The sequence below is a fragment of the Porticoccus sp. W117 genome (assembly GCF_030341905.1).
GTDB lineage: Bacteria > Pseudomonadota > Gammaproteobacteria > Pseudomonadales > Porticoccaceae > SCSIO-12696.
The window spans coordinates 18,932-39,083 of sequence record NZ_JATAAF010000025.1 but is presented as its reverse complement, the minus strand read 5'-3'; the positions used below and the strand labels follow the sequence as shown (position 1 = coordinate 39,083).

Annotated in this window: 17 protein-coding genes; 13 read left to right on the top strand and 4 right to left on the bottom strand. The window is 43.1% G+C overall.

Annotated elements, in window-relative coordinates; genetic code table 11:
• Positions 1-170, top strand: a 170-nt coding sequence (locus QSV34_RS13455; RefSeq protein WP_289151995.1) for a transposase, incomplete at its 5' end; no start/stop codon positions are given.
• A 218-nt stretch (positions 171-388) separates the two neighbouring features.
• Here the strand turns inward: QSV34_RS13455 and QSV34_RS13450 are convergent.
• Entirely contained in the window at positions 389-2,779 is a 2,391-nt protein-coding gene (locus tag QSV34_RS13450) for a TonB-dependent receptor (RefSeq protein WP_289155532.1), read from the bottom strand.
• Between the two features lie 443 nt (positions 2,780-3,222).
• Here QSV34_RS13450 and QSV34_RS13445 point away from each other — a divergent pair, with 443 nt between their 5' ends.
• From QSV34_RS13445 to QSV34_RS13390, 12 genes are all read left to right on the top strand, one after another.
• Complete coding sequence (locus QSV34_RS13445) at positions 3,223-3,882, top strand: hypothetical protein (protein WP_289155530.1); 660 nt, start codon at positions 3,223-3,225, stop codon at positions 3,880-3,882.
• Positions 3,883-3,929: 47 nt separating this feature from the next.
• Positions 3,930-4,907, top strand: coding sequence for a carbohydrate kinase family protein (locus tag QSV34_RS13440; RefSeq protein ID WP_289155528.1), 978 nt, complete (start codon positions 3,930-3,932; stop codon positions 4,905-4,907).
• A 22-nt stretch (positions 4,908-4,929) separates the two neighbouring features.
• Positions 4,930-5,928 carry a DUF2608 domain-containing protein gene (locus QSV34_RS13435; RefSeq protein ID WP_289155526.1) on the top strand — a complete coding sequence of 333 codons (999 nt, stop codon included), beginning with the start codon at positions 4,930-4,932 and terminating at the stop codon, positions 5,926-5,928.
• A gap of 78 nt (positions 5,929-6,006) precedes the next feature.
• Positions 6,007-7,011: a LacI family DNA-binding transcriptional regulator gene (locus QSV34_RS13430; protein ID WP_289155524.1), complete on the top strand. Its 1,005-nt coding sequence runs from the start codon at positions 6,007-6,009 to the stop codon at positions 7,009-7,011.
• Between the two features lie 20 nt (positions 7,012-7,031).
• A complete protein-coding gene (locus tag QSV34_RS13425) occupies positions 7,032-8,015 on the top strand; it encodes a LacI family DNA-binding transcriptional regulator (protein ID WP_289155523.1) in 984 nt (327 codons plus the stop codon).
• A 332-nt stretch (positions 8,016-8,347) separates the two neighbouring features.
• Positions 8,348-9,367: an adenosine deaminase gene (locus QSV34_RS13420; protein ID WP_289155521.1), complete on the top strand. Its 1,020-nt coding sequence runs from the start codon at positions 8,348-8,350 to the stop codon at positions 9,365-9,367.
• Positions 9,368-9,387: 20 nt separating this feature from the next.
• Positions 9,388-10,755 (top strand): NCS2 family permease, encoded by a 1,368-nt coding sequence (locus QSV34_RS13415; RefSeq protein WP_289155519.1) that lies wholly within the window; start codon positions 9,388-9,390, stop codon positions 10,753-10,755.
• 38 nt (positions 10,756-10,793) lie between these two features.
• Positions 10,794-11,570 carry an LOG family protein gene (locus QSV34_RS13410; protein WP_289155518.1) on the top strand — a complete coding sequence of 259 codons (777 nt, stop codon included), beginning with the start codon at positions 10,794-10,796 and terminating at the stop codon, positions 11,568-11,570.
• A gap of 12 nt (positions 11,571-11,582) precedes the next feature.
• The gene (locus QSV34_RS13405; protein ID WP_289155517.1) at positions 11,583-12,956 is read left to right on the top strand and encodes an MFS transporter; all 1,374 of its coding nucleotides are present in this window, start codon (positions 11,583-11,585) and stop codon (positions 12,954-12,956) included.
• Positions 12,957-13,011: 55 nt separating this feature from the next.
• The gene (tal, locus tag QSV34_RS13400; RefSeq protein ID WP_289155515.1) at positions 13,012-13,977 is read left to right on the top strand and encodes a transaldolase; all 966 of its coding nucleotides are present in this window, start codon (positions 13,012-13,014) and stop codon (positions 13,975-13,977) included.
• A 7-nt stretch (positions 13,978-13,984) separates the two neighbouring features.
• Positions 13,985-16,012, top strand: coding sequence for a transketolase (gene tkt / locus QSV34_RS13395; RefSeq protein WP_289155513.1), 2,028 nt, complete (start codon positions 13,985-13,987; stop codon positions 16,010-16,012).
• Positions 16,013-16,026: 14 nt separating this feature from the next.
• Complete coding sequence (locus tag QSV34_RS13390; RefSeq protein WP_289155511.1) at positions 16,027-16,614, top strand: phosphoribosyltransferase; 588 nt, start codon at positions 16,027-16,029, stop codon at positions 16,612-16,614.
• Positions 16,615-16,711: 97 nt separating this feature from the next.
• On the opposite strand, the gene QSV34_RS13385 is transcribed toward QSV34_RS13390, so the two are convergent.
• The 3 genes from QSV34_RS13385 to ureG are packed head-to-tail and all read right to left on the bottom strand — an operon-like array spanning position 16,712 to position 20,144.
• Complete coding sequence (locus QSV34_RS13385; protein ID WP_289155510.1) at positions 16,712-18,880, bottom strand: malate synthase G; 2,169 nt, start codon at positions 18,878-18,880, stop codon at positions 16,712-16,714.
• A 30-nt stretch (positions 18,881-18,910) separates the two neighbouring features.
• Positions 18,911-19,537, bottom strand: coding sequence for a HoxN/HupN/NixA family nickel/cobalt transporter (locus QSV34_RS13380; protein WP_289155534.1), 627 nt, complete (start codon positions 19,535-19,537; stop codon positions 18,911-18,913).
• On the bottom strand, positions 19,530-20,144 hold the full coding sequence (ureG, locus tag QSV34_RS13375; RefSeq protein WP_289155508.1) for an urease accessory protein UreG: 615 nt from the start codon (positions 20,142-20,144) through the stop codon (positions 19,530-19,532). The genes QSV34_RS13380 and ureG overlap by 8 nt, the downstream gene beginning before the upstream one ends.
• Between the last annotated feature and the right edge of the window lie 8 nt (positions 20,145-20,152).

The window sequence follows — 20,152 nt, the reverse complement described above, 5'->3', positions numbered from 1 at the left end:
AAGAGATTTACAGGCGCCGGCAGGAGACAGTTGAACGCAGCTTCGCTGATGCTAAACAACTACACGGTTATCGATATGCTCGCTACACCAGGCTTAATAGAGTGGCTGGTCAGTGTCTGATGGCTGCAACTGCCCAAAACATCAAGAAAATTGCTCAGATGGCGGCCTGAGCCTCTATTGAGCCCTCTCTACACTCCAAACCCCTTGCTTAGCCTCTGTAAATGCCCCAGTACGGTGTTTGCGAGGCTCAACCTAGATTCGAGAAACTCTCCGGCTTTTGGGTTAGCAATGCCCAGAAACAACAAACCCCAGCAAAAATGCCGGGGTTTGTCAGCGATCTGAGCCCCAGTATAACTGGGGCTTTTTCGAACTTCTAATGCCTATTAGATTAGAATTCAGCGCTGATAGAGAAGGTTACAGTACGAGGCGCACTGATAAAATATCTATCAAGAGCAGACTCAGCATCTAAACCACCTATAACACCAAATTCCGGAAGGCTGGAAGTCGCGCCAGTCACAGAAGCAATATAGTCCTCATCGAAAAGGTTATCTATATTGAGCTGAAAGCGAACATTTTTTAGCTCGCCTATGTCCTGCAACTCATAACTACCCAAGAAGTTAAACACCCAATAGGAATCCAGCTCCTGAACTCCCAGGTTTTGCAGGGCAGTCACACCGTTTCCACTTTCATCAAAACAGAAGAAAGGATTACAAAACCCTGGAACGAAGAGATTCGCTCCGACACGAGTACCGACGTATTTGCCATTAAGGGCAAATCTGACATTTTCTCGAGGCGACCAACCAATTTCAGCAAAGAAGCTGTCTTCTGGAATATCTTGAACCTGAACTCCACGGACAATGCCCTGCGTTGGATCATCTTCTGACCATTCAGCATTTTGATGAGAATAGGTAGCGTATAGGTCAACATTATCCAGAATATAGGATGCCGTTAGTTCTATACCCTTGCTATCTACTCCACCCTGGTTAACCACTTGTGTTGGTGAATTGCCATTAATCACATCATCCACATTATCTGGATCGATCATTGTCGGCACGGTCGTTAACCTGTTTTCAAAATCAATCCAATATGCTTGCAAAGATAACGCAACCGTATCGGTGACATACCGTATACCCAGATCAATATTATCTGACTGTTCAGCCTGTATAGTTTGTGGATCAATTGCACTACTAGAGCCTAAGAAAGCATCTTCAAAAATGCCGCCAAAGTTTTCTGAGTAACCGGCAAACACTTCAAGGTCATCAGTAAAGCGATATACACCGCCAAGTTTTAGGTCCACACCATCGGTTTTAGCTTCAATTGTTTCGCTAAACGGAAAGGTGCCAGCATCTTCTTCAAGCGTAGAACCGTAGTTATATTCGATATCGTGATAGGTTAAGCCAATATCAATGCCAAGAGCATCATCTAATAATGAGATGCTGTCCTGAACATAGAAAAAGGCCGTGTCCGTTTCAATATTTCTCTCGTATTCGATGTAATTGAGAGCACTCTGAGCAAATGCTATCCCTGTCCTTGCATCAGTTACCTGGAAGAAATTACGGTCTTCATTGGCTTCATCTGTTTCAAACCAAAAACCAGCACGAATGGTGTTATTTTCAATAAGGCCGTCCAGCAATAGTTCGGCAGTTACACCATAACGCTCACGATTCCGTGGTGTTATACGTAAATCCGCAACTGGATTACCATCACCATCCACCGTGATTTGGCTAACATCTCGATCTCTTGGATCACCCGATGCAGTTACATTGGCCTCATCTTGATAAGCAAATGACTCACCTTCGAGTTCATGATAGTACGGGTTTATAGATAGCTTGACACCATCTGAAAGCGCCAGATCAATATTGAAATATGTGAGAATATCTTCACGAACACCACCCAGCGCCCCACCAAACCCGGTAAAGCCACCATCTATAGAAGGGTCACCGGTAAATACATCGTTTACGGTGTCACTGTTTGGGTCATTGAGAAAATCACCAAAAGAAACAATACCAAAATCATTATCATCTAGCTTGTTGTAGCTGTAGCGATAACTTACAGATGACTCTCCGAAATCTTTCACTAGCTTTAAATCAAGGTGCTCACGATCTCGATCACGGTTATTTGGCCCTGTGTAAATGTCATTACTTTGATCAGAGAAACTGAAGTAGCCAGAAAGGCCCGGGGCTATTTCACCAGTATCGACTCGTAAAAAATTGCGTCGATACTCATCGTCACCCGTACCAAGCTCAACTTCTACACCAAATTCTTCTTTAGGGTCTTCGGTGGCAAAGTCAATAAACCCACCCAAGGCAGATCTAGAAGGTGAACCAATTTCACCTGAACTCTGTGAAACAGTGATTTGCCCCACATTCGAACTCTCGACATAACGGTTGGGGGGCGAGCCGCCATTAAACCTTGCATCACCTGCAGGAATACCATCGACCGAAAGACCAATCTGCTGGTCGTTCAGCCCACGAAGGTATAGCTCCAGTGAAAAACTACCACCGCGAGAATCCCCTGTAGATACTTGAACACCGGGTATCTTGGTCAAAGCCTGCGTGATTTCAGCACCACCTGGCCGTAGCTCAATATCTTCTGCACCCAAAACATACTCAGCCCTACCAATGCCGCTACCAAAACGCTCCTTAAGGCCTTTAACAATAATCTCTTCTTGGATTTCCCCGCCCTTTGATGACTCTTCCGCTACTGAGTGACCTACACTACAAGCAACCAGAGCACTTACTGCGGAAGCTAATAATTTTTGTCTATTTAACTGGCTCATGCTTTCTCCCAATCAACTTTATTGAAAATTCTATCGAAACGTTTCACTTTTGAGGATTAAAATATGGCATTGAAAGGTTACACCATTATTTCAAATACAACCTAACTAGCCACACTCAGTCTAAAAATTCAGAACAACCTACTAATACTTGAAACGTTTCAATATGCAAAACTACACAAACAGACTGGCAAATACAAGTTTTTATTGGCTCATTCACGGTTTTTGGCAGAAATCGATTGACCTGACTTAAATATTAAATGGCATTTGACTGAATCGTTTCACTTAATTATATTAATGGCGAATCAACGATTTAAGCCTTTAAGCAGCCTGACTTTAGACTTTCGGTAGATTCCCCCTCCCCTGGAGATATATCAGCTAGGGTGAATGTTCACCTGCGAATATCTCTAGATTCAAATTGGCACTTAACACTGAAAGAGGAAGAAATGAGCAACAAAATACAGCCAGCCTTTGTCACCTTCACTGGTGTAGACCGCTCCGACATAATTCCAAGTTTATTAGATTTATCAGAGCGTTACCCTATAGAGTGGGGAGTATTGGTAGATCCGGAGCAGGAAGACAACAACTTGTTCCCCACCCTGGAAGAACGACTAAAGGTTCAGTCATCGGGTTTGTGCTTATCCGCACACATCTGCGGCATACCAGCTGCAGAAATCGTACAAGGCAAAAACCCCAATTACCTTCAACTTTCAGGTTTTAGTCGATTGCAGATAAACCACAGTAGAGATGGAAGCACAGAGGAGCAAATCTCAAACGCACATCGTTTTGCATCAAGCATGGGTATGCGTGCAGCATTGCAGTGCCAAGGGGATTTTCCAGACGAACCCCGGGCTGACTGGCTATACGATGTTTCATTTGGGCTGGGTACAAAACCGACATCTTGGCCTCCCATGGGACCTAGATCAACATTCTGCGGCTATTCTGGCGGGCTTTCCCCAGAGACCATTGAATCAACATTTTCAGCCTTGCCATTAACCGAATCTGATAACAAGCAATTCTGGGTTGATATGGAAAGTGGCGTTAGAACCGATGGGTGGCTAGATGTCGACAAGTGTGAACAAGTGTGCAAACTCATCTTTGGGTAGCTTTACAGCTCAAATAATTATTATTAACTAATAAAGAAAATATGCACATGCCAACTTCAATTCTTGTATGCGGCTCTATCTCTTATGACACGATCATGGAGTTCCCAGATAGATTTCAAAATCACATGCTATCGGGGGACTCCAATCTTTTAAATTTGGCATTCCATGTTACATCACTACGTCGTGAGTTCGGCGGATGTGCCGCGAACATTTGCTATAACATGAAAATGCTAGGCTGCAATGCTGTACCTGTAGCCACTGTAGGATCCGATTTTTCATCATACAGTCAATGGCTTAGTAAAAATTCAATCCCTCAGAAATATATAAACATTGCAGAAGATTGTTGCACTGCACAAGATTTTATTACCAGCGATATAGACAACAATCAGATAGCTACATTCTATCCTGGAGCAATGGACTATGCGTGTAAAAATCGACTGCAAGATCTAGAAGATGTAAGCATTGGTGTCATCTCACCAGACAGCATCAAGGCAATGAGGGAGCATGCACTAGATTTTGAAAATGCAAGCATTCCATTTCTTTTTGATCCTGGACAAACCACGCCTCTGTTTAATGAAATTGAACTCACAACGTTCATAGAGAAAGCAGACTGGGCTATTTTTAATGCTTATGAGTGGCAAGTATTTCAGGAGAAAACCAATCTAAATCATGGGGATGTATGCGGAAAAGTTAAAGCTTTGATTGTGACAGCAGGAAGTGAAGGCTCCACTATCTATCACGATGACAAAGTGGTGCATGTCCCTTCTGCCAAGGTGAGCTTTGGAAAAGACCCCACGGGATGTGGTGATGCGTACAGAGCAGGTCTACTTTTTGGGGTATCAAACAATTTAGACTGGGAAACCTGTGGCCGAATTGCATCGGTAATGGGCGCATATAGCTACGAATCACAAGGCTCACAAAATCACTGCTTTACGCCCAGTGAAGCTTATGAAAGGTACAGTCACAACTATGGTGAAAACAAACCTCTACTGATCGCATTACAAAATGTTCACCAACAATCTTAGACGCCGTGTATTTGAGATATTTATGATTAGGCCAGTTTATACTTTTTTATTGTTTACACTCTTTTTCTTTCAGCAGGCTTGTTCAGCGCATCAAAGCGCCGATATGTCGAGAGATGTAGCTATTCCCTATCAAGTCACGAACAATTTTCACGATGTAGAATCGCACATATATAAATTAGCTGACAAATATGGGAAGGAGAACATTTTACTGGTTTTTGATATTGATAATACTTTGCTTGCCATGAATCAATGGTTAGGCAGCGATCAGTGGTTTGTCTGGCAATACGATTTGCTCTTACAAGACGTTAATCATCCTGAACTGTTTAAAGGGATTAACAGCTTGCCTGACCTATTAGACTCTCAACGGCTTCTCTATGATGTAAGCGGTATGTCTCCACCTGAAATAACACAACCAAACATTATCAAAGAGCTTCAAGATAGCGGCTTCCGTAAAATATTGCTCACATCTCGTGGCCCAGAGATGCGTAGCTCAACAGAGCGTGAATTAGTTCGAAATGGCTACTTGTTTGGCCCAAATAAGCAGTTCCCGAACAGCCCAGGAGCATTCTTTCCCTACAGCATAGATAGCCTTAAGGAAAATCAGTTTTCTGTCACAGAGTTATTCAAGTATCGGCTCATCAAGAAAGAAACCGAATGCCAGACCAAAGATTCTAGCCTTGAAAGGCTTCTCTCTCTCAATTGCCTAATTCCGCCAGAGCTGATCAACTATCAAAATGGCCTGTACATGACATCTGGCCAAAATAAAGGGCTAATGTTAAAAATCTTGCTAGAGACTGCAAACAAACCAGAAGAATACAAGAATAAAGCAATCGTTTTTGTTGACGACACACTAAAACATGTTTTAGACGTCTACAATACGTTTTCTATGACAGAAACGGAGTTAGCTCTCTTTCACTACACACATGAAGAGAGTGAAGTCAAAGACTTCTTGCGCAGCGATAAAGCCAATCTAAGGGAAAGATGGAAGACCCTATTAGAGTCCATCGGACCTCTTCAATAGGTAATTTGACGTTATTTCTGTACATTTCCTCTAAAGGTGGTGAATAATCGCTGAAATTTTCGACAACTACGGAATGTCATGAGCATCAAGCCCAAGAAGGCCACCCTAAAAGACGTAGCCAAAAGAGCTGGAGTCTCTATTGCTACAGCCTCATATATATTGAATAAGCAGAGGTCTTTCAATGAGAAGACCACAGAAAAGGTACTGGCCGCAGCCAAAGAACTCCAATACAGGCCCAATTTTTCAGCAAAAGTTATTCGCACCGGAAAGACCAATACACTCGGGCTGGTGCTACCAAACCAGGAAAATCCATTCTTCCCAGAATTAGCCAAAGCTATTGAAAATTCAGCACATCGACAGGGTTACTCTGTAATTCTCGTGGATACTCAGCAGAGTCAAAAGGTTGAAAAGCAAAGTACCTTACGGCTTATGGAATTGGGTGTAGACGGTATTATTTGGTGCCCGTTGGGTGAGCCAGATGCCTATATTCATCAATATAAAGGAATTCCTTTAGTCGTTATAGATCGCTCAGATGAGAAAAAAAGATACGACACCATTCAATGCGACCATTATTCTGCCGGGAAGCATATTGCCCAACACATCTCTAATCTTGGTCACAGCAAGATTGGAGTAATTGCCCCACCTAAAGCCAATACCAGTTGGCAACTGCGCCTGAAGGGCATTAAAGACTACCTACCTGATTCAACTCAAATTGTGTGGGAAAGTGAGAACCCTTTAAATACTGAAATTAACAATGAAACAAAAAGCAAGCTCTTATCCAAGTCTGCCAGTTTAGTGGTCGCAGGTAACGATTTGACAGCTATTGGAGCCATTCTGATACTACGAAAAAATGGGATAAGCACACCAGATGATATCTCTATAATAGGCTACGATGGGACGAAACTAAGTTGTATCATGACCCCTAAGCTCACTACAATCTGTCAACCCATCTCGGATATTGGGGCCACTGCAGTTGAAATGCTGATTGAACGCATCAAAAAACCAGATTTGCCGCCCCGATCAAAAACCTTAAATACGGAGCTTATTATCGGTCATTCAACTGCCAATTCCAGCAACATTTAGCCATCTGTGACAGCCCTCTAATGAGCAGAAGAAAACATAAAAAACCCACCTTGAAAGATGTCGCAAAAGAAGCTGGTGTTGCAGTATCTACCGTCTCCTACGTTATAAACGGCACCTCCTCAATCAGCGACGAAGTCAGAAAAAGAGTTTTTGACGTAATCGAAAAAATTGGGTACTTGCAAAACTCGTCAGCAAGGACTATGCGTACCGGAAGATCAATGTCGCTCGGTCTCATCCTTCCAGATCTAGGAAACCCATTCTTTCCAGAATTGGCTCAATCGGTAGAAAATACTGCACGAGAATACGGATACTCTACATTCTTAGTAGACACCGATATTTCACAAGAAATTGAGAGAGAAGCAACGCGTCGCCTTATTCGCCAAGGTGTTGATGGCATAGTGTGGTTTCCAACCACACAAGATGACACCATGTCAGAATTTTCTGGCTCAGTTCCCGTAGTTGTTATGGACCGTCAGCTGGGAAACTATGACACTGTCATACCTAACCACAGAAGAGGTGGAGAGTTACAGGCAAAATTTCTTCTTGATAACAACCACCAAACAATTGCCATGGTGACTGGCCCATTGTCCGTAGACAACATGAGGATGCGTCGCGACGGATTTATTCAACAGATTGGCGACAGAGCTACAATTGCCTGGGAGGCAGAAAACCCTTTCTCTATGCAACTCACTAGTGATGTTATTGAGCATATTACAAGAAGAGACGTAACTGCCATTGTGGCTGGTAACGATATAATCGCTATTGGAATCATCAACGAACTTACCAAGGCAGGCATTCGAGTACCTCAAGATATTGCAGTTGTTGGTTTTGATGATATTTCATGGGGCCAATGGATAACTCCGCCACTAACAACAATTAGAATGCCGATTTCAGAACTTGGGAGCGAGGCTGTTCACTTTTTAATGAGACGATTGGAGCAGCCAGAAGCGCCAAAACGCAGCCTGACCATTGATGTGGAGCTTGTTCCCAGAGAAAGTGCATAGCTTCTCAACTCAAATTATATCGTATTGGTGTCACATGAATTTCAAACTCTACGTAGAGCAATAATTTAGTTCATAACCTCTCTCACACTATGTACAGAATAGAATCTTCTCTTTCCAACTCCCACAATAGTTTATATTCACTAATATAACCACTTTGATAGTTTTTTTAAAATATTCGGTTAGCAGCTTTTCACCTCTACGTATAATCAATACCCATTCAAGCCATAAAGCCGAAGATGGAATCAATTACTCCACTCACATTGATAAATAACTATGCTTTTCTTGACAGTTGTGTCAGAATAATTATCCCTACATTATAGCCATCTTTTAACATGCCAAGCCTAATTGACTTTGTTCGAGGTTTACCTAAAGCGGAACTTCATTTGCACTTGGAGGGTAGCCTGGAACCAGAACAGATGTTCGCAATGTCCGAGAGGAATCGTATAAAGCTGCCTTACTCATCTGTTGATGAAATCCGCAACGCTTATAACTTTAACAACCTTCAAGAGTTTCTTGATATCTATTACGCGGGTATGAGCGTATTGCAACAAGAAGAAGATTTCTATGACCTGACAATGGCATATCTAAAACGTTGTAAAGCAGACAATGTTCGCCATGTAGAGGTATTTTTCGACCCCCAAGGGCATACAGAGCGTGGAATACCATTTTCTGTCGTTATCAACGGAATAAACCGCGCCCTCGAAGATGGAAAGAAACACCTGAATATAAGCTACAAGCTGATCATGTCATTTCTGAGGCACCTGTCTGAAGCAGATGCATTCGAAACCCTTAAACAGGCCACGCCATATCTTGAGCTCATTCACGGGGTAGGACTGGACTCATCTGAGCTGGGTCACCCACCATCAAAATTCGTCAATGTGTTCAAAGCTGCTGGTGACATGGGATTATTAAGAGTAGCCCACGCAGGTGAAGAAGGCCCACCCAGCTATGTGGAAGAAGCTCTTGACCTGCTTGATATAGATCGCTTGGATCACGGTAATCGCGCTCTCGAAAGTGACAGCTTAGTTACACGTCTAGCCAACAATCAAATAGCATTAACCGTTTGCCCTCTATCAAACCTAAAACTATGTGTCGTAAATGACATGTCAGACCACCCTATCCAAACTATGCTTGAAAAGGGGCTGCTAGCCACAGTTAACTCAGACGATCCATCTTATTTTGGTGGTTATATAAATGATAACTATGTGGCACTTATTGAAAGCGTCGACCTAACACGAGAACAGGCCATCCAGCTCGCCAAGAACAGTTTTTCTGGTTCGTTCTTGTCCCCCCAGGAAAAGTCAAAATACCTTGACGAAATCGACGCGTACATAACCCAAAATACACACTAATATGGATTACCAAACCTAAAATGGCCGTATCTTCGAAAAGCAAGCCTAAGGGAGGCTGGTCCACCTTTCTTGAAAGCACCTTTCAAGTTACCAAGCGTGGCAGCACTGTCTCTCGTGAAGTCATTGCCGGGCTGACAACATTTGCCGCCATGAGCTACGTAATAGTTGTTAACCCTCAGATACTGTCAGCGACAGGGATGGACCAGAGTTCTCTGATCACTGCCACCGCCATTTCAGCCATAATTGGGACATTAATTATGGCATTGTGGGCTAACTTACCCGTAGCTTTGGCTGCAGGCATGGGGAGCAACCTAATTTTTGCTTTTGTAGTCGTTGGCCAGCTCGGTGTGTCCTGGCAGACCGCACTCACAATGGTACTAATAACTGGGGTTATTTTTGTTGTTCTTTCCTTAACACGGTACCGTGAAAAGATAGTTGCAGCCTTCCCCAAGTCGATACAAATCGGCTTACAATGTTCTATCGGTGTATTTATTGCTTATCTGGGTTTGAAAAATGGTGGCATTATGGTCACCGATGAAAACACATATATTTCATTTGGCGATTTAACTCATCCATCTACTGTTATCACTTACGTAGGACTGTTACTAACTACCGTTTTAATGGTAAAGCGCGTACCAGCCGCATTTCTGATCTCTATAGCTATCTTAACAGTCGCCGGAGCTTTCATAACTACGAATGGGAAAGCATTGACACAATGGCCAAGCCAATTAGTTGATACACCACAACTAAAGTCTGAGATTCTATTCGCATTCAATTTTAAAGAGTTTTTAGATCACTTTTTTATTTTGCTACCAATAACTTTATATTTCTTTATGGCAGATTTTTTTTCCACTGCTGCCACCCTAATTGGTGTATCTAGAAGAGGTAATTTGCTAACAGATAACGGTGAGATACCAAATGCCAAGCAAGCTTTTACAGCTGATGCAATAGCCACTGTTTCAGGCTCAGCTCTGGGTACCTCTACCGTTACTTCATACATCGAATCTGTGACTGGCATTGAGTCCGGGGGGCGCACGGGCTTAACAGGTATTGTCGTCGTAATAATGTTTTTCCTGGCAATGTTTTTTTGGCCAATATTAGCTGTTATTCCTACTCAGGCAACAGCCCCTACATTGATACTTGTTGGTGTTTTAATGCTAGAGGGTGTAACAAAAATTGAAACCCAAAGCCCTGAACAGACTATCACCCCGTTAACAATGTTACTTATAACTGCTTGCACAGCAGACCTAATGGCTGGATTCAGCACTGGTTGTTTTATTTATACGTTAATCATTCTAACAACCAAGCAGTGGCACAAATTATCACCTATGCTGATTGGCCTTAATATTAGCTTGCTTTTATACCTTGGCCTTAGCACATCTATATAAAGAATAAGCTTATCTACCATTTTCCTTAGGAGGCTCGAATGAACAAACTCATCAAATCAGTTAGCGTCTTTTCACTTTCCGTTTTTATCAATGGTTGTGTAATCGCAACTGAATCGCAAGATGATATTGTAATAAGGCTAAATAGTGAAAACTGTGATACTCATGGAGAAAGAGTAAAAGAAGGCAAGATACCTACTCCAGCACAACTAGCAAAAGACGCTTACTGTGCAAAATTGCTGGTTGAGCGAGTTGCACCCAACGGCATCATCACTATTTTTGGCAGCTCACGCACTAAAGAAGATCAAACTGCGTACATCAACACGCGTACATTCGCACGTGACTGGACCAAAGCCATGGGTAAAAAATACCCTGTACTTACCGGTGGCGGCGGTGGAATTATGGAAGCAGGAAACCGTGGTGCTTATGAAGCTGGTGGCCCTAGCTTGGCGTTTTCCTCTTATTTCAAACGTGTCGATACAGAAAACCTTAACTCATATATTACAGACGGCTACATCGCTTCCAGCTTTTCTCAAAGAGAGGCTGACATGGTTGATTACGCTGCCGCAGTCATTATCGCACCCGGAGGGGTTGGTACCGAATGGGAAATTTTTGAAACCATCGCCAAAATCCAAACTCGGAAAAAAGATCCCGTTCCTGTGCTTCTACTTGGAAAGAAAGAAGTTTGGCAAACTCTGCTAGATCGCTTGAACTACCTGAACGAAATAAAAACCATATCTCCAAGAGATCTGGATATTATCGACGTTGCAGAAACACCTGAAGAAGCCATTAAAGTCCTTTTAAAAGCTCTAAAGTAGTCGGTAATAATCATGCATATTATCCGTCGTTTTTTTCAGCCTGATGCCAAGCAAGAAATCTTGCATCAGGATGAGGTTGATGAACAATATCCCTATTGGCGCAAACGGGTTCTGTATAGCATTACTATTGGCTATGCTGTTTTCTACTTTGTCAGAAAAAATATGTCTGTAGCCAACCCATTGCTGCGTGAAGAATTTGGCATTGGCAAAGAAGAAATGGGAGCTGCCCTCGGTATTGCTGCATTAATTTATGGGTTAGCCAAGTTTATCAGCGGATTGCTGGCCGATACGTTAAGCCCAAGAGCCATCATGTCATCTGGCTTGGTACTCTCAGCGCTGATCAGCTTGCTACTGAGCACAACGTCGGACAACCTCAGTCAATTTTTCGGAATGTCTGTGGCCGGTTTCTTCGGGCTACTCTGGATCGCAAATAATATTTTCCAGGGTATGGGGCAACCCCCTTGCAGCCGACTGCTAACACAATGGTTCAGCCCTTCTGAGATAGGAAAAAACTGGGGAATCTGGAATGCTTCCCACCATATTGGTGGGGCCGTCATTCTGGTTGTTGGCGGTTACCTGGTCACTTATTTCGAAAGCTGGCGTGCAGTTTTTGTAGCACCCGGCGCTTTTGCACTTATTTTCGCCATATTTCTGTTCAATCGTCTTAGAGATAGACCTGAATCCGCTGGGTTACCTTCTGTGGAAGTGTATAAGAAGGATATGTCGGAAGTGGAGGCGCAAAAACATCAAAGTAATGGTGAAACTGCTTTGGAGCTGTTTTCAAAGTACATACTCAAAAACAAACTTGTCTGGATTGTCAGCATCGTAAACCTTTTTGTTTACATCGTGCGTATCGGTGTTCTCGACTGGGCTCCTAGCTTTCTAAAAGAGAGTCGTGGCTTATCTATCGTTGCATCGGCTAATGCAACCGCTGTTTTTGAAATTGCTGGTATCGCTGGCGCCATCGCCGCTGGCTGGCTATCAGACACTGTTTTCAAAGGGCGTCGTGGTCGTGTCTCAATCTTGTTCATGGGCCTTTTGGTTCTTTCGGTTCTATTACTACTTAAGGTACCAACAAGCAACCCTATTGTGATTAGTTTAATCCTCTTCGCTATAGGCTTTTTTGTTCATGGCCCTATGTTGCTAATGGCCGTTGCTGCTGCGGACTTTGCAACCAAAAAATCTGCTGCAACAGCTGTTGGATTAACCGGCCTATTCGGCTATATCGGTGCCTTTGCTGCTAATTACGGTACAGGCTATTTTTCAGAGCACTGGGGATGGGATTCGGTACTTTACTTCTATCTAGTTTCTGCTTTTATTGGTATGGCTCTACTGGCAGTAACATGGAATAGCCGCTCTCCTGTGCTTGAAAACTACCATCGTTAGACACACCAATAGCCTCTTAAATATAAAAACGCCAACGACTTGGACCCTTAACACCATGAATAAGCTAGAACAACTGAAAACAATGACTACAGTAGTGGCCGACACAGGCAATATAGAGTCAATACGCCGCTTTCAACCTACTGATGCCACAACCAATCCCACTCTGTTGTTACAAGCTGCCCAATTGGAAAGCTACCAAGAAATATTGAAAAAATCGGTTCAGCACGCAATAAAAGAAAACCTTCCGGGTGAGAGCTTCTTACAGAGTGCTACAGATTACTTCACTGTACAGGTTGGGAAAGAAATCTCTCAAATTATTCCGGGGAGAGTTTCAACTGAAGTTGATGCAAGGCTTTCTTTTGATACTCAGGCCACTGTAGAAAAAGCAAAACGCTTTATAGAGCTTTACAACAATCACGGAGTATCTTCTGATCGAATTCTGATTAAAATTGCTTCCACGTGGGAAGGCATTCAAGCTGCAGCAGAGCTAGAACGAAATGGTATTAATTGTAATCTCACCTTGCTTTTTTCCTTTTCACAAGCAGTTGCCTGCGCCGAAGCTGGTGTTACGCTTATTTCACCTTTTGTTGGCAGAATATACGATTGGTATCAAAAAAAATCACCCAATATAAAAATACTTCCGAAAGAAGACCCTGGAGTCAAGTCTGTTCAAGAAATATACCGATACTATAAAGAGAATAGCTACCCTACCATTGTTATGGGAGCGAGTTTTAGAACAACTGGACAAATTGAAGAGCTAGCAGGCTGTGACTATTTGACAATTAGTCCAGATCTCCTCGAAGCACTAGAAAATGACAACGCCCCATTGACTCGCCAACTTTTTCCTAATATTGAATTGACCCCCGAAAATAGTACTCCCAAATTAAATGAAAACCTATTTCGTTGGCAAATGAATGAAGATGCAATGGCAACAGATAAATTAGCCGAAGGCATTCGTAATTTTGCAGTCAATCAACAACAATTAGAAAATATTATCAAACAGCTTGCTTCGCAAAAATAAAAATACAATGACTACATCCTCTAAAAACTATCAAACAACTCGAAAAGAACGTGCAAATGCAATTCGCGCCTTAGCCATGGATGCAGTCCAACTAGCGGGCAATGGCCATCCTGGAGCACCAATGGGAATGGCAGATATAGCGGAAGTATTATGGAACGACCATCTTAAACACAATCCTAATGACCCATTATGGCCCGATCGTGACAGATTTGTATTGTCCAATGGACATGGATCTATGCTTCTGTACTCTCTTCTCCATTTGAGTGGCTATGATTTATCAATTGATGACTTAAAGAATTTTCGCCAGCTACACTCTAAAACTCCTGGCCACCCAGAATTTGGTTACGCTCCTGGCATTGAAACAACAACAGGCCCTCTAGGTCAGGGCCTTGCTAATGCCGTAGGCATGGCTCTCGCTGAAAAAGTACTTTCTGATCAGTTTAATCGCCCAGGTCACGATATCGTAGATCATTTCACCTATGTATTTATGGGAGATGGCTGCCTGATGGAAGGGATTTCTCACGAAGTTTGCTCCCTCGCAGGGACTCTCCGACTGGGTAAGCTTATAGCCTTTTACGACGATAATGGCATTTCGATTGATGGAGAAGTTGAAGGTTGGTTCTCAGATGATACACCAAACCGATTCAAGGCTTACGGATGGCATGTAATCTCAGATGTCGACGGTCATGATGACAGTGAAGTCCATAAGGCAATTGAGAGTGCAAAAGCAGAGGTTTCAAAGCCGACTATTATTTGCTGTAAGACAACAATTGGTTATGGCTCTCCCAACAAGCAAGGTAAAGAAGCATGCCATGGTGCACCATTAGGTGCTGAAGAAATTGTCCTTACTCGAAAGGAGCTAGCCTGGAATCACCCTCCTTTCGAAATACCTGATCATCTATATTTGGACTGGAGCGCAAAAGAATCAGGCAAAGCCTGTCAACAGCTTTGGGAAGCTAAAATGGACTCCTATGCTCAGAATTATCCCGATTTGGCAAATGAGTTTAATCGGCGTATTTCGGGTGAACTTCCTGACAGCTTCCTCCAGACCTCCAACGATTTCATTCATTCGTGCCAATCATCAATGCAGGATATTGCCAGCAGGAAAGCCTCCCAGAACTGTCTGAATGCTTTTGGCCCTGAATTACCTGAATTACTCGGTGGATCCGCCGATTTGGCAGGCTCCAACCTGACACTATGGGCTGGTAGTAAAGGAGTAATTCCAGATGATGCTTCAGGTAATTATATTTTTTACGGCGTTCGAGAGTTTGGCATGTCTGCAATTATGAACGGTGTTGCACTACATAAAGGATTCCTACCTTATGGCGCCACATTCCTTATGTTCATGGAATATGCAAGAAATGCCGTACGTATGGCCGCACTGATGAAACAGCGCTGCATTTTTGTTTATACACACGATTCAATTGGCTTAGGTGAAGATGGACCAACCCATCAACCTGTTGAGCAACTAACAAGCTTACGTTCAACTCCTAACCTTTTTAATTGGAGACCATGTGATACTGTAGAATCCGCCGTCGCCTGGCAACAAGCCATCCTTAGGCCAGAAGGCCCTACCACCCTCATATTCAGTAGGCAATCTTTACCGCATCAGACAAGATTAGATCATCAATTAGAACAAATTCAAAAAGGTGGTTATATATTGTTAGATGGCCAAAGTCCTCTAGATGCCATCATCATTGCTACTGGCTCTGAAGTAGGAATAAGCGTTAATGCAGCAAGAAAGCTTCAAGAAATGGGTCATTCTGTTCGTGTTGTTTCAATGCCTTGTACCGAAGCATTCTTATCCCAAGATAACGACTACAAAGAATCAGTAATCCCAAGCAATATCCGAAAACGTATTGCTGTTGAGGCATTGCATAAGGACTACTGGTATAAATTTGTTGGTCTGGATGGCATTGTCATCGGTATGGAATCATTTGGCGAGTCTGCGCCTGCCAGTGAGCTAATGAACTACTTTGAAATAACTGAAGAAAAGATCATTAGCTCTACTCTTGAACTGATTAACAATCATTGAATGGCCAAAATATCATGAATAGCAAAAGCATAAGCAAGCACTATATTAGCGCCTCTAAGCTATTAAATGATTCTTACGAACTCGCTTTACAGATACTGGATAGTGATTTTCATCCGGATTTTATTGTAGGCGTATGGAGGGGCGGAACTCCAGTAGGCATAGCTGTGCAGGAGCTTCTTAGTTATTGCGGTATAGATTCAGATCATATTGCTATTCGCACATCTTTATATACCGGCATCGACCAACAGGCCTCATATGTTCGTGTTCATGGTCTAGATTACTTGGTAAATAACGTAAACGCAGAGGATGGTCTCTTGATTGTTGACGATGTATTCGACAGCGGCCGCAGCGTAAATCAAATAATTCTTGAACTTCACAAAAAGTGTAGGAAAAACACACCTAAAATTAAAGTTGCCACCCCCTATTTTAAACCGAGCAAAAATAAGACACAGCGCATACCTGATTTCTATCTACATGAAACCGAAGATTGGCTGGTATTTCCTCACGAGCTGGAAGGACTTAGCATAGATGAAATATTAGAAAACAAACCGGAAATAGAATCCATAAAAGATAGACTGATACATTCCATTAAAAACCTCTGATTACATTTCTTGTATCACCTGATACAGAAATCAACTGCTTAGCGCAAAAAATACAGCCATCAACTTCTGAACATAAAGAAGTTGATGGCTAACATATTTATTGCCCTTTGACTTTTAACCTATATGCATGCAGCAATGGTTCTGTATAACCATTAGGCTGATCAACGCCTTTCAGTGCAAGATCGCAAGCCGCTTTAAAAGCCAAACTTGATGAAAAATTCGAGCTCATTGGTTCGTAGCCAGGGTCACTAGCATTTTGACTATCTACTATCTTTGCCATACGACCGAATGATGCTATCACTTGCTCTTTAGTGCAAATACCGTGGTGCAACCAGTTAGCGATATGTTGGCTAGAAATTCGTAAAGTTGCCCTATCCTCCATCAAACCAACGCCGTGGATATCTGGCACTTTGGAGCATCCTATTCCTTGATTCACCCATCGTACTACATACCCCAAAATACCCTGGGCATTATTCTCCAATTCCTGCTTTATTTGATCGGGAGTCAGAGCCACATCACCTAATAGTGGAATGGTTAAAAGATCGTCTAAACTCGCCTCATCGCGTGCAGAAAGTTGATCTTGAACAGAAGAAACGTTTATTTGATGGTAATGTATGGCATGTAATATGGCCGCTGTAGGTGAAGGCACCCAAGCAGTATTTGCACCGGCCTTGGGATGCCCCAGTTTTTGGGCCATCATATCAGCCATATTGTCTGGAATTGGCCACATCCCCTTTCCAATTTGAGCACGGCCCTTGAATCCAGTATCAAGGCCAATATCGACATTGCGATCTTCGTAAGCTTGAATCCAGTTCCGATTTTTTAGTTCACCCTTGGGTGCAAAGGCACCAGCTTGCATGCTAGTGTGAATTTCATCACCTGTACGGTCAAGGAAGCCCGTATTGATAAAAACAACGCGATTTCGTGCTGCCAAGATACAAGCCTTTAAATTCACCGAAGTACGGCGTTCCTCATCCATAATGCCCAATTTCAGCGTATTCGCAGGTAAGTTCAACAATCGTTCAATGCGGCTGAACAGCTGGTTGCTATATGCAACCTCGTCAGGCCCATGCATTTTCGGCTTTACAATGTAAACACTGCCTGTTCGCGAATTTTGATACTGACCGTTACCTTTTAAATCATGACAGGCAATCAAGCTAGTGATCACTCCATCCATAATGCCTTCGTAAATTTCGTTACCTTGTTTGTCTAAAATGGCCGGATTGGTCATCAGATGACCAACATTACGGACTAACATTAAACTGCGGCCAGGCAGTGTAATATTGTTTCCATCAAGAGACTTGTACTCACGATCCGGATTGAGCTTACGCGTAATAGTTTTACCGTTTTTTTCAAGGCTTTCTTGTAAGTCGCCTTTTAATAACCCCAACCAATTTTTGTACACAGTGATTTTGTCTTCTGCGTCCACTGCCGCCACTGAGTCTTCACAGTCCATAATTGTGGTTAGCGCTGACTCTATCAACAAGTCTTTGACACCAGCACTATCTTCACAACCAATAGCATGAGATCGATCGATTTGAATTTCTACATGCAACAAGTTATTTCTTAACAATATCGCCGTCGGCGTCGCAGCATCGCCACAATAGCCAACAGTCTGCTCACTTTCCTTTAAACTAGTTTGCGACCCATTCTTCAACGTAACAATCAAACTGCCACTGTCTATGGCATAGCTAGTTACATCATTGTGTGAGCCGGATTCCAATGGAAAATAACTGCCTAAAAACGATTTAGCGTAATCTACAACGCGAGCACCACGAACGGGGTTGTATCCAACCGTGCGCTCAGCACCCTCTTCTTCTGCAATCACATCACTTCCATAGAGCGCATCATACAGACTGCCCCAGCGCGCATTGGCCGCATTCAAAGCAAAACGAGCATTCATTACTGGCACCACTAATTGTGGCCCAGCTTGTAGAGAAATTTCAGAATCCACATTTGTAGTGGCAATTTGAAAATGACCAGGTTGTGGATGCAAATAGCCAATATCCACAAGAAACTGCCGATAGGCATTATGATTATGGTCTTGACCCCGGTGGTCGATATGCCATTGGTCTATTTGCTCTTGCAGTGCGTCACGTTTCACCAGCAATTCGCGGTTGACCGGTGTCAAGTCTTCGACGATGGCACTAAACTCGTCCCAAAACTTTTGCGTATCAACACCAGTACCAGGCAAGACATCCTCTGTAATAAATTGAGCCAACGACTCAGAAACCTTTAACCCAGAGCAATCTTTATATTCAGACATTAAAAAACTCCATTGAGATGTTTTCTGTTTTTAAACTTGTATAATCCACGTCACACCAATTGCCACTGAGCATAGCCCCAACCCAAAACGCAACCAATTGACACCCGAAACGAGTGTGCCTTTTAGCCAGACTACAAAGGCACCTAAGACACCCCCTACAACACACATCATAAAAGCGACAGAAACTGTAAAAAGAATGATATACACCACTGCCAAGCCAAAGTTGTTCACTGCAGATAATGGCAAGACAATCAACAAAGGAGCACTACCTGCCACCCCTTGAATGAGTCCCATTACGCTGGAACGGTGCTTTTTAAGTGGCCAGCGAACCTCCTGAGTTTTGGTGTACCAAACCCAGACGATTGAAACACCTGTGATCAACAAAAAAATACCAACAAGTAACTCCGTGTAGGTTCCTAAATTTTCTGGTAACGACACGCCCAACAAAATTACTAAACCGCACACAAGAAGTAACGCGAGACCATGACCAACAGCCCATCGCAATGCGACAAGCACGCACTCTTTTTTTGCTAATTTTCCCTGAGCTGCACCGCCGGTTACAGCCACCAAGTGGTCTGCATCGAAGGCATGAATCAGACCACCCAGCATCAATAAGCCCCACAATGGCAGGCTAGCTTGTGCAAAAAAATCAACCATCACTTAACATCCCTTCACGCTTGATGAATTGAATAATGTCTTCAACACCTGCCCCATCTTTCATATTGGCAAATACAAAGGGCTTATCTCCGCGCATTTTTCTGGCATCTCGATCCATCACTTCACGAGAGGCTCCCACATGAGGGGCCAAATCAATTTTGTTGATAATAAGGAGATCAGAGCGGGTAATGCCCGGCCCACCTTTGCGTGGAATCTTGTCGCCGGCGGAGACGTCAATCACATAAATAGTAAGATCAGACAGTTCTGGGCTAAATGTTGCCGCCAAATTGTCACCACCACTTTCGACCAGAATGAAATCGAGATTCTCAAAACGTTCTTGCAATTCATCTACGGCCGCCAGATTCATTGAAGCATCTTCGCGAATTGCTGTATGAGGGCAACCGCCAGTTTCAACTCCCATAATTCGATCGTCTTCCAGTGCCTCATTGCGTTGCAAAAATTCCATATCTTCGCGAGTGTAAATGTCGTTCGTGATAACGGCGATTTGGTAAACTTCTCGCAGCTTTTCGCATAGCACTCTGACCAACGCGGTTTTACCCGAGCCAACTGGGCCACCAATGCCTATTCTTAACACGTCTTTTTTCATACCAACGT

Excerpts from the sequence above, each read along its gene's own strand:
- QSV34_RS13450 (WP_289155532.1), bottom strand. The coding sequence starts at position 2,779 with ATGAGCCAGTTAAATAGACAAAAATTATTAGCTTCCGCAGTAAGTGCT.
- QSV34_RS13445 (WP_289155530.1), top strand. The coding sequence starts at position 3,223 with ATGAGCAACAAAATACAGCCAGCCTTTGTCACCTTCACTGGTGTAGAC.
- QSV34_RS13440 (WP_289155528.1), top strand. The coding sequence starts at position 3,930 with ATGCCAACTTCAATTCTTGTATGCGGCTCTATCTCTTATGACACGATC.
- QSV34_RS13435 (WP_289155526.1), top strand. The coding sequence starts at position 4,930 with ATGATTAGGCCAGTTTATACTTTTTTATTGTTTACACTCTTTTTCTTT.
- QSV34_RS13430 (WP_289155524.1), top strand. The coding sequence starts at position 6,007 with ATGAGCATCAAGCCCAAGAAGGCCACCCTAAAAGACGTAGCCAAAAGA.
- QSV34_RS13425 (WP_289155523.1), top strand. The coding sequence starts at position 7,032 with ATGAGCAGAAGAAAACATAAAAAACCCACCTTGAAAGATGTCGCAAAA.
- QSV34_RS13420 (WP_289155521.1), top strand. The coding sequence starts at position 8,348 with ATGCCAAGCCTAATTGACTTTGTTCGAGGTTTACCTAAAGCGGAACTT.
- QSV34_RS13415 (WP_289155519.1), top strand. The coding sequence starts at position 9,388 with ATGGCCGTATCTTCGAAAAGCAAGCCTAAGGGAGGCTGGTCCACCTTT.
- QSV34_RS13410 (WP_289155518.1), top strand. The coding sequence starts at position 10,794 with ATGAACAAACTCATCAAATCAGTTAGCGTCTTTTCACTTTCCGTTTTT.
- QSV34_RS13405 (WP_289155517.1), top strand. The coding sequence starts at position 11,583 with ATGCATATTATCCGTCGTTTTTTTCAGCCTGATGCCAAGCAAGAAATC.
- tal (WP_289155515.1), top strand. The coding sequence starts at position 13,012 with ATGAATAAGCTAGAACAACTGAAAACAATGACTACAGTAGTGGCCGAC.
- tkt (WP_289155513.1), top strand. The coding sequence starts at position 13,985 with ATGACTACATCCTCTAAAAACTATCAAACAACTCGAAAAGAACGTGCA.
- QSV34_RS13390 (WP_289155511.1), top strand. The coding sequence starts at position 16,027 with ATGAATAGCAAAAGCATAAGCAAGCACTATATTAGCGCCTCTAAGCTA.
- QSV34_RS13385 (WP_289155510.1), bottom strand. The coding sequence starts at position 18,880 with ATGTCTGAATATAAAGATTGCTCTGGGTTAAAGGTTTCTGAGTCGTTG.
- QSV34_RS13380 (WP_289155534.1), bottom strand. The coding sequence starts at position 19,537 with ATGGTTGATTTTTTTGCACAAGCTAGCCTGCCATTGTGGGGCTTATTG.
- ureG (WP_289155508.1), bottom strand. The coding sequence starts at position 20,144 with ATGAAAAAAGACGTGTTAAGAATAGGCATTGGTGGCCCAGTTGGCTCG.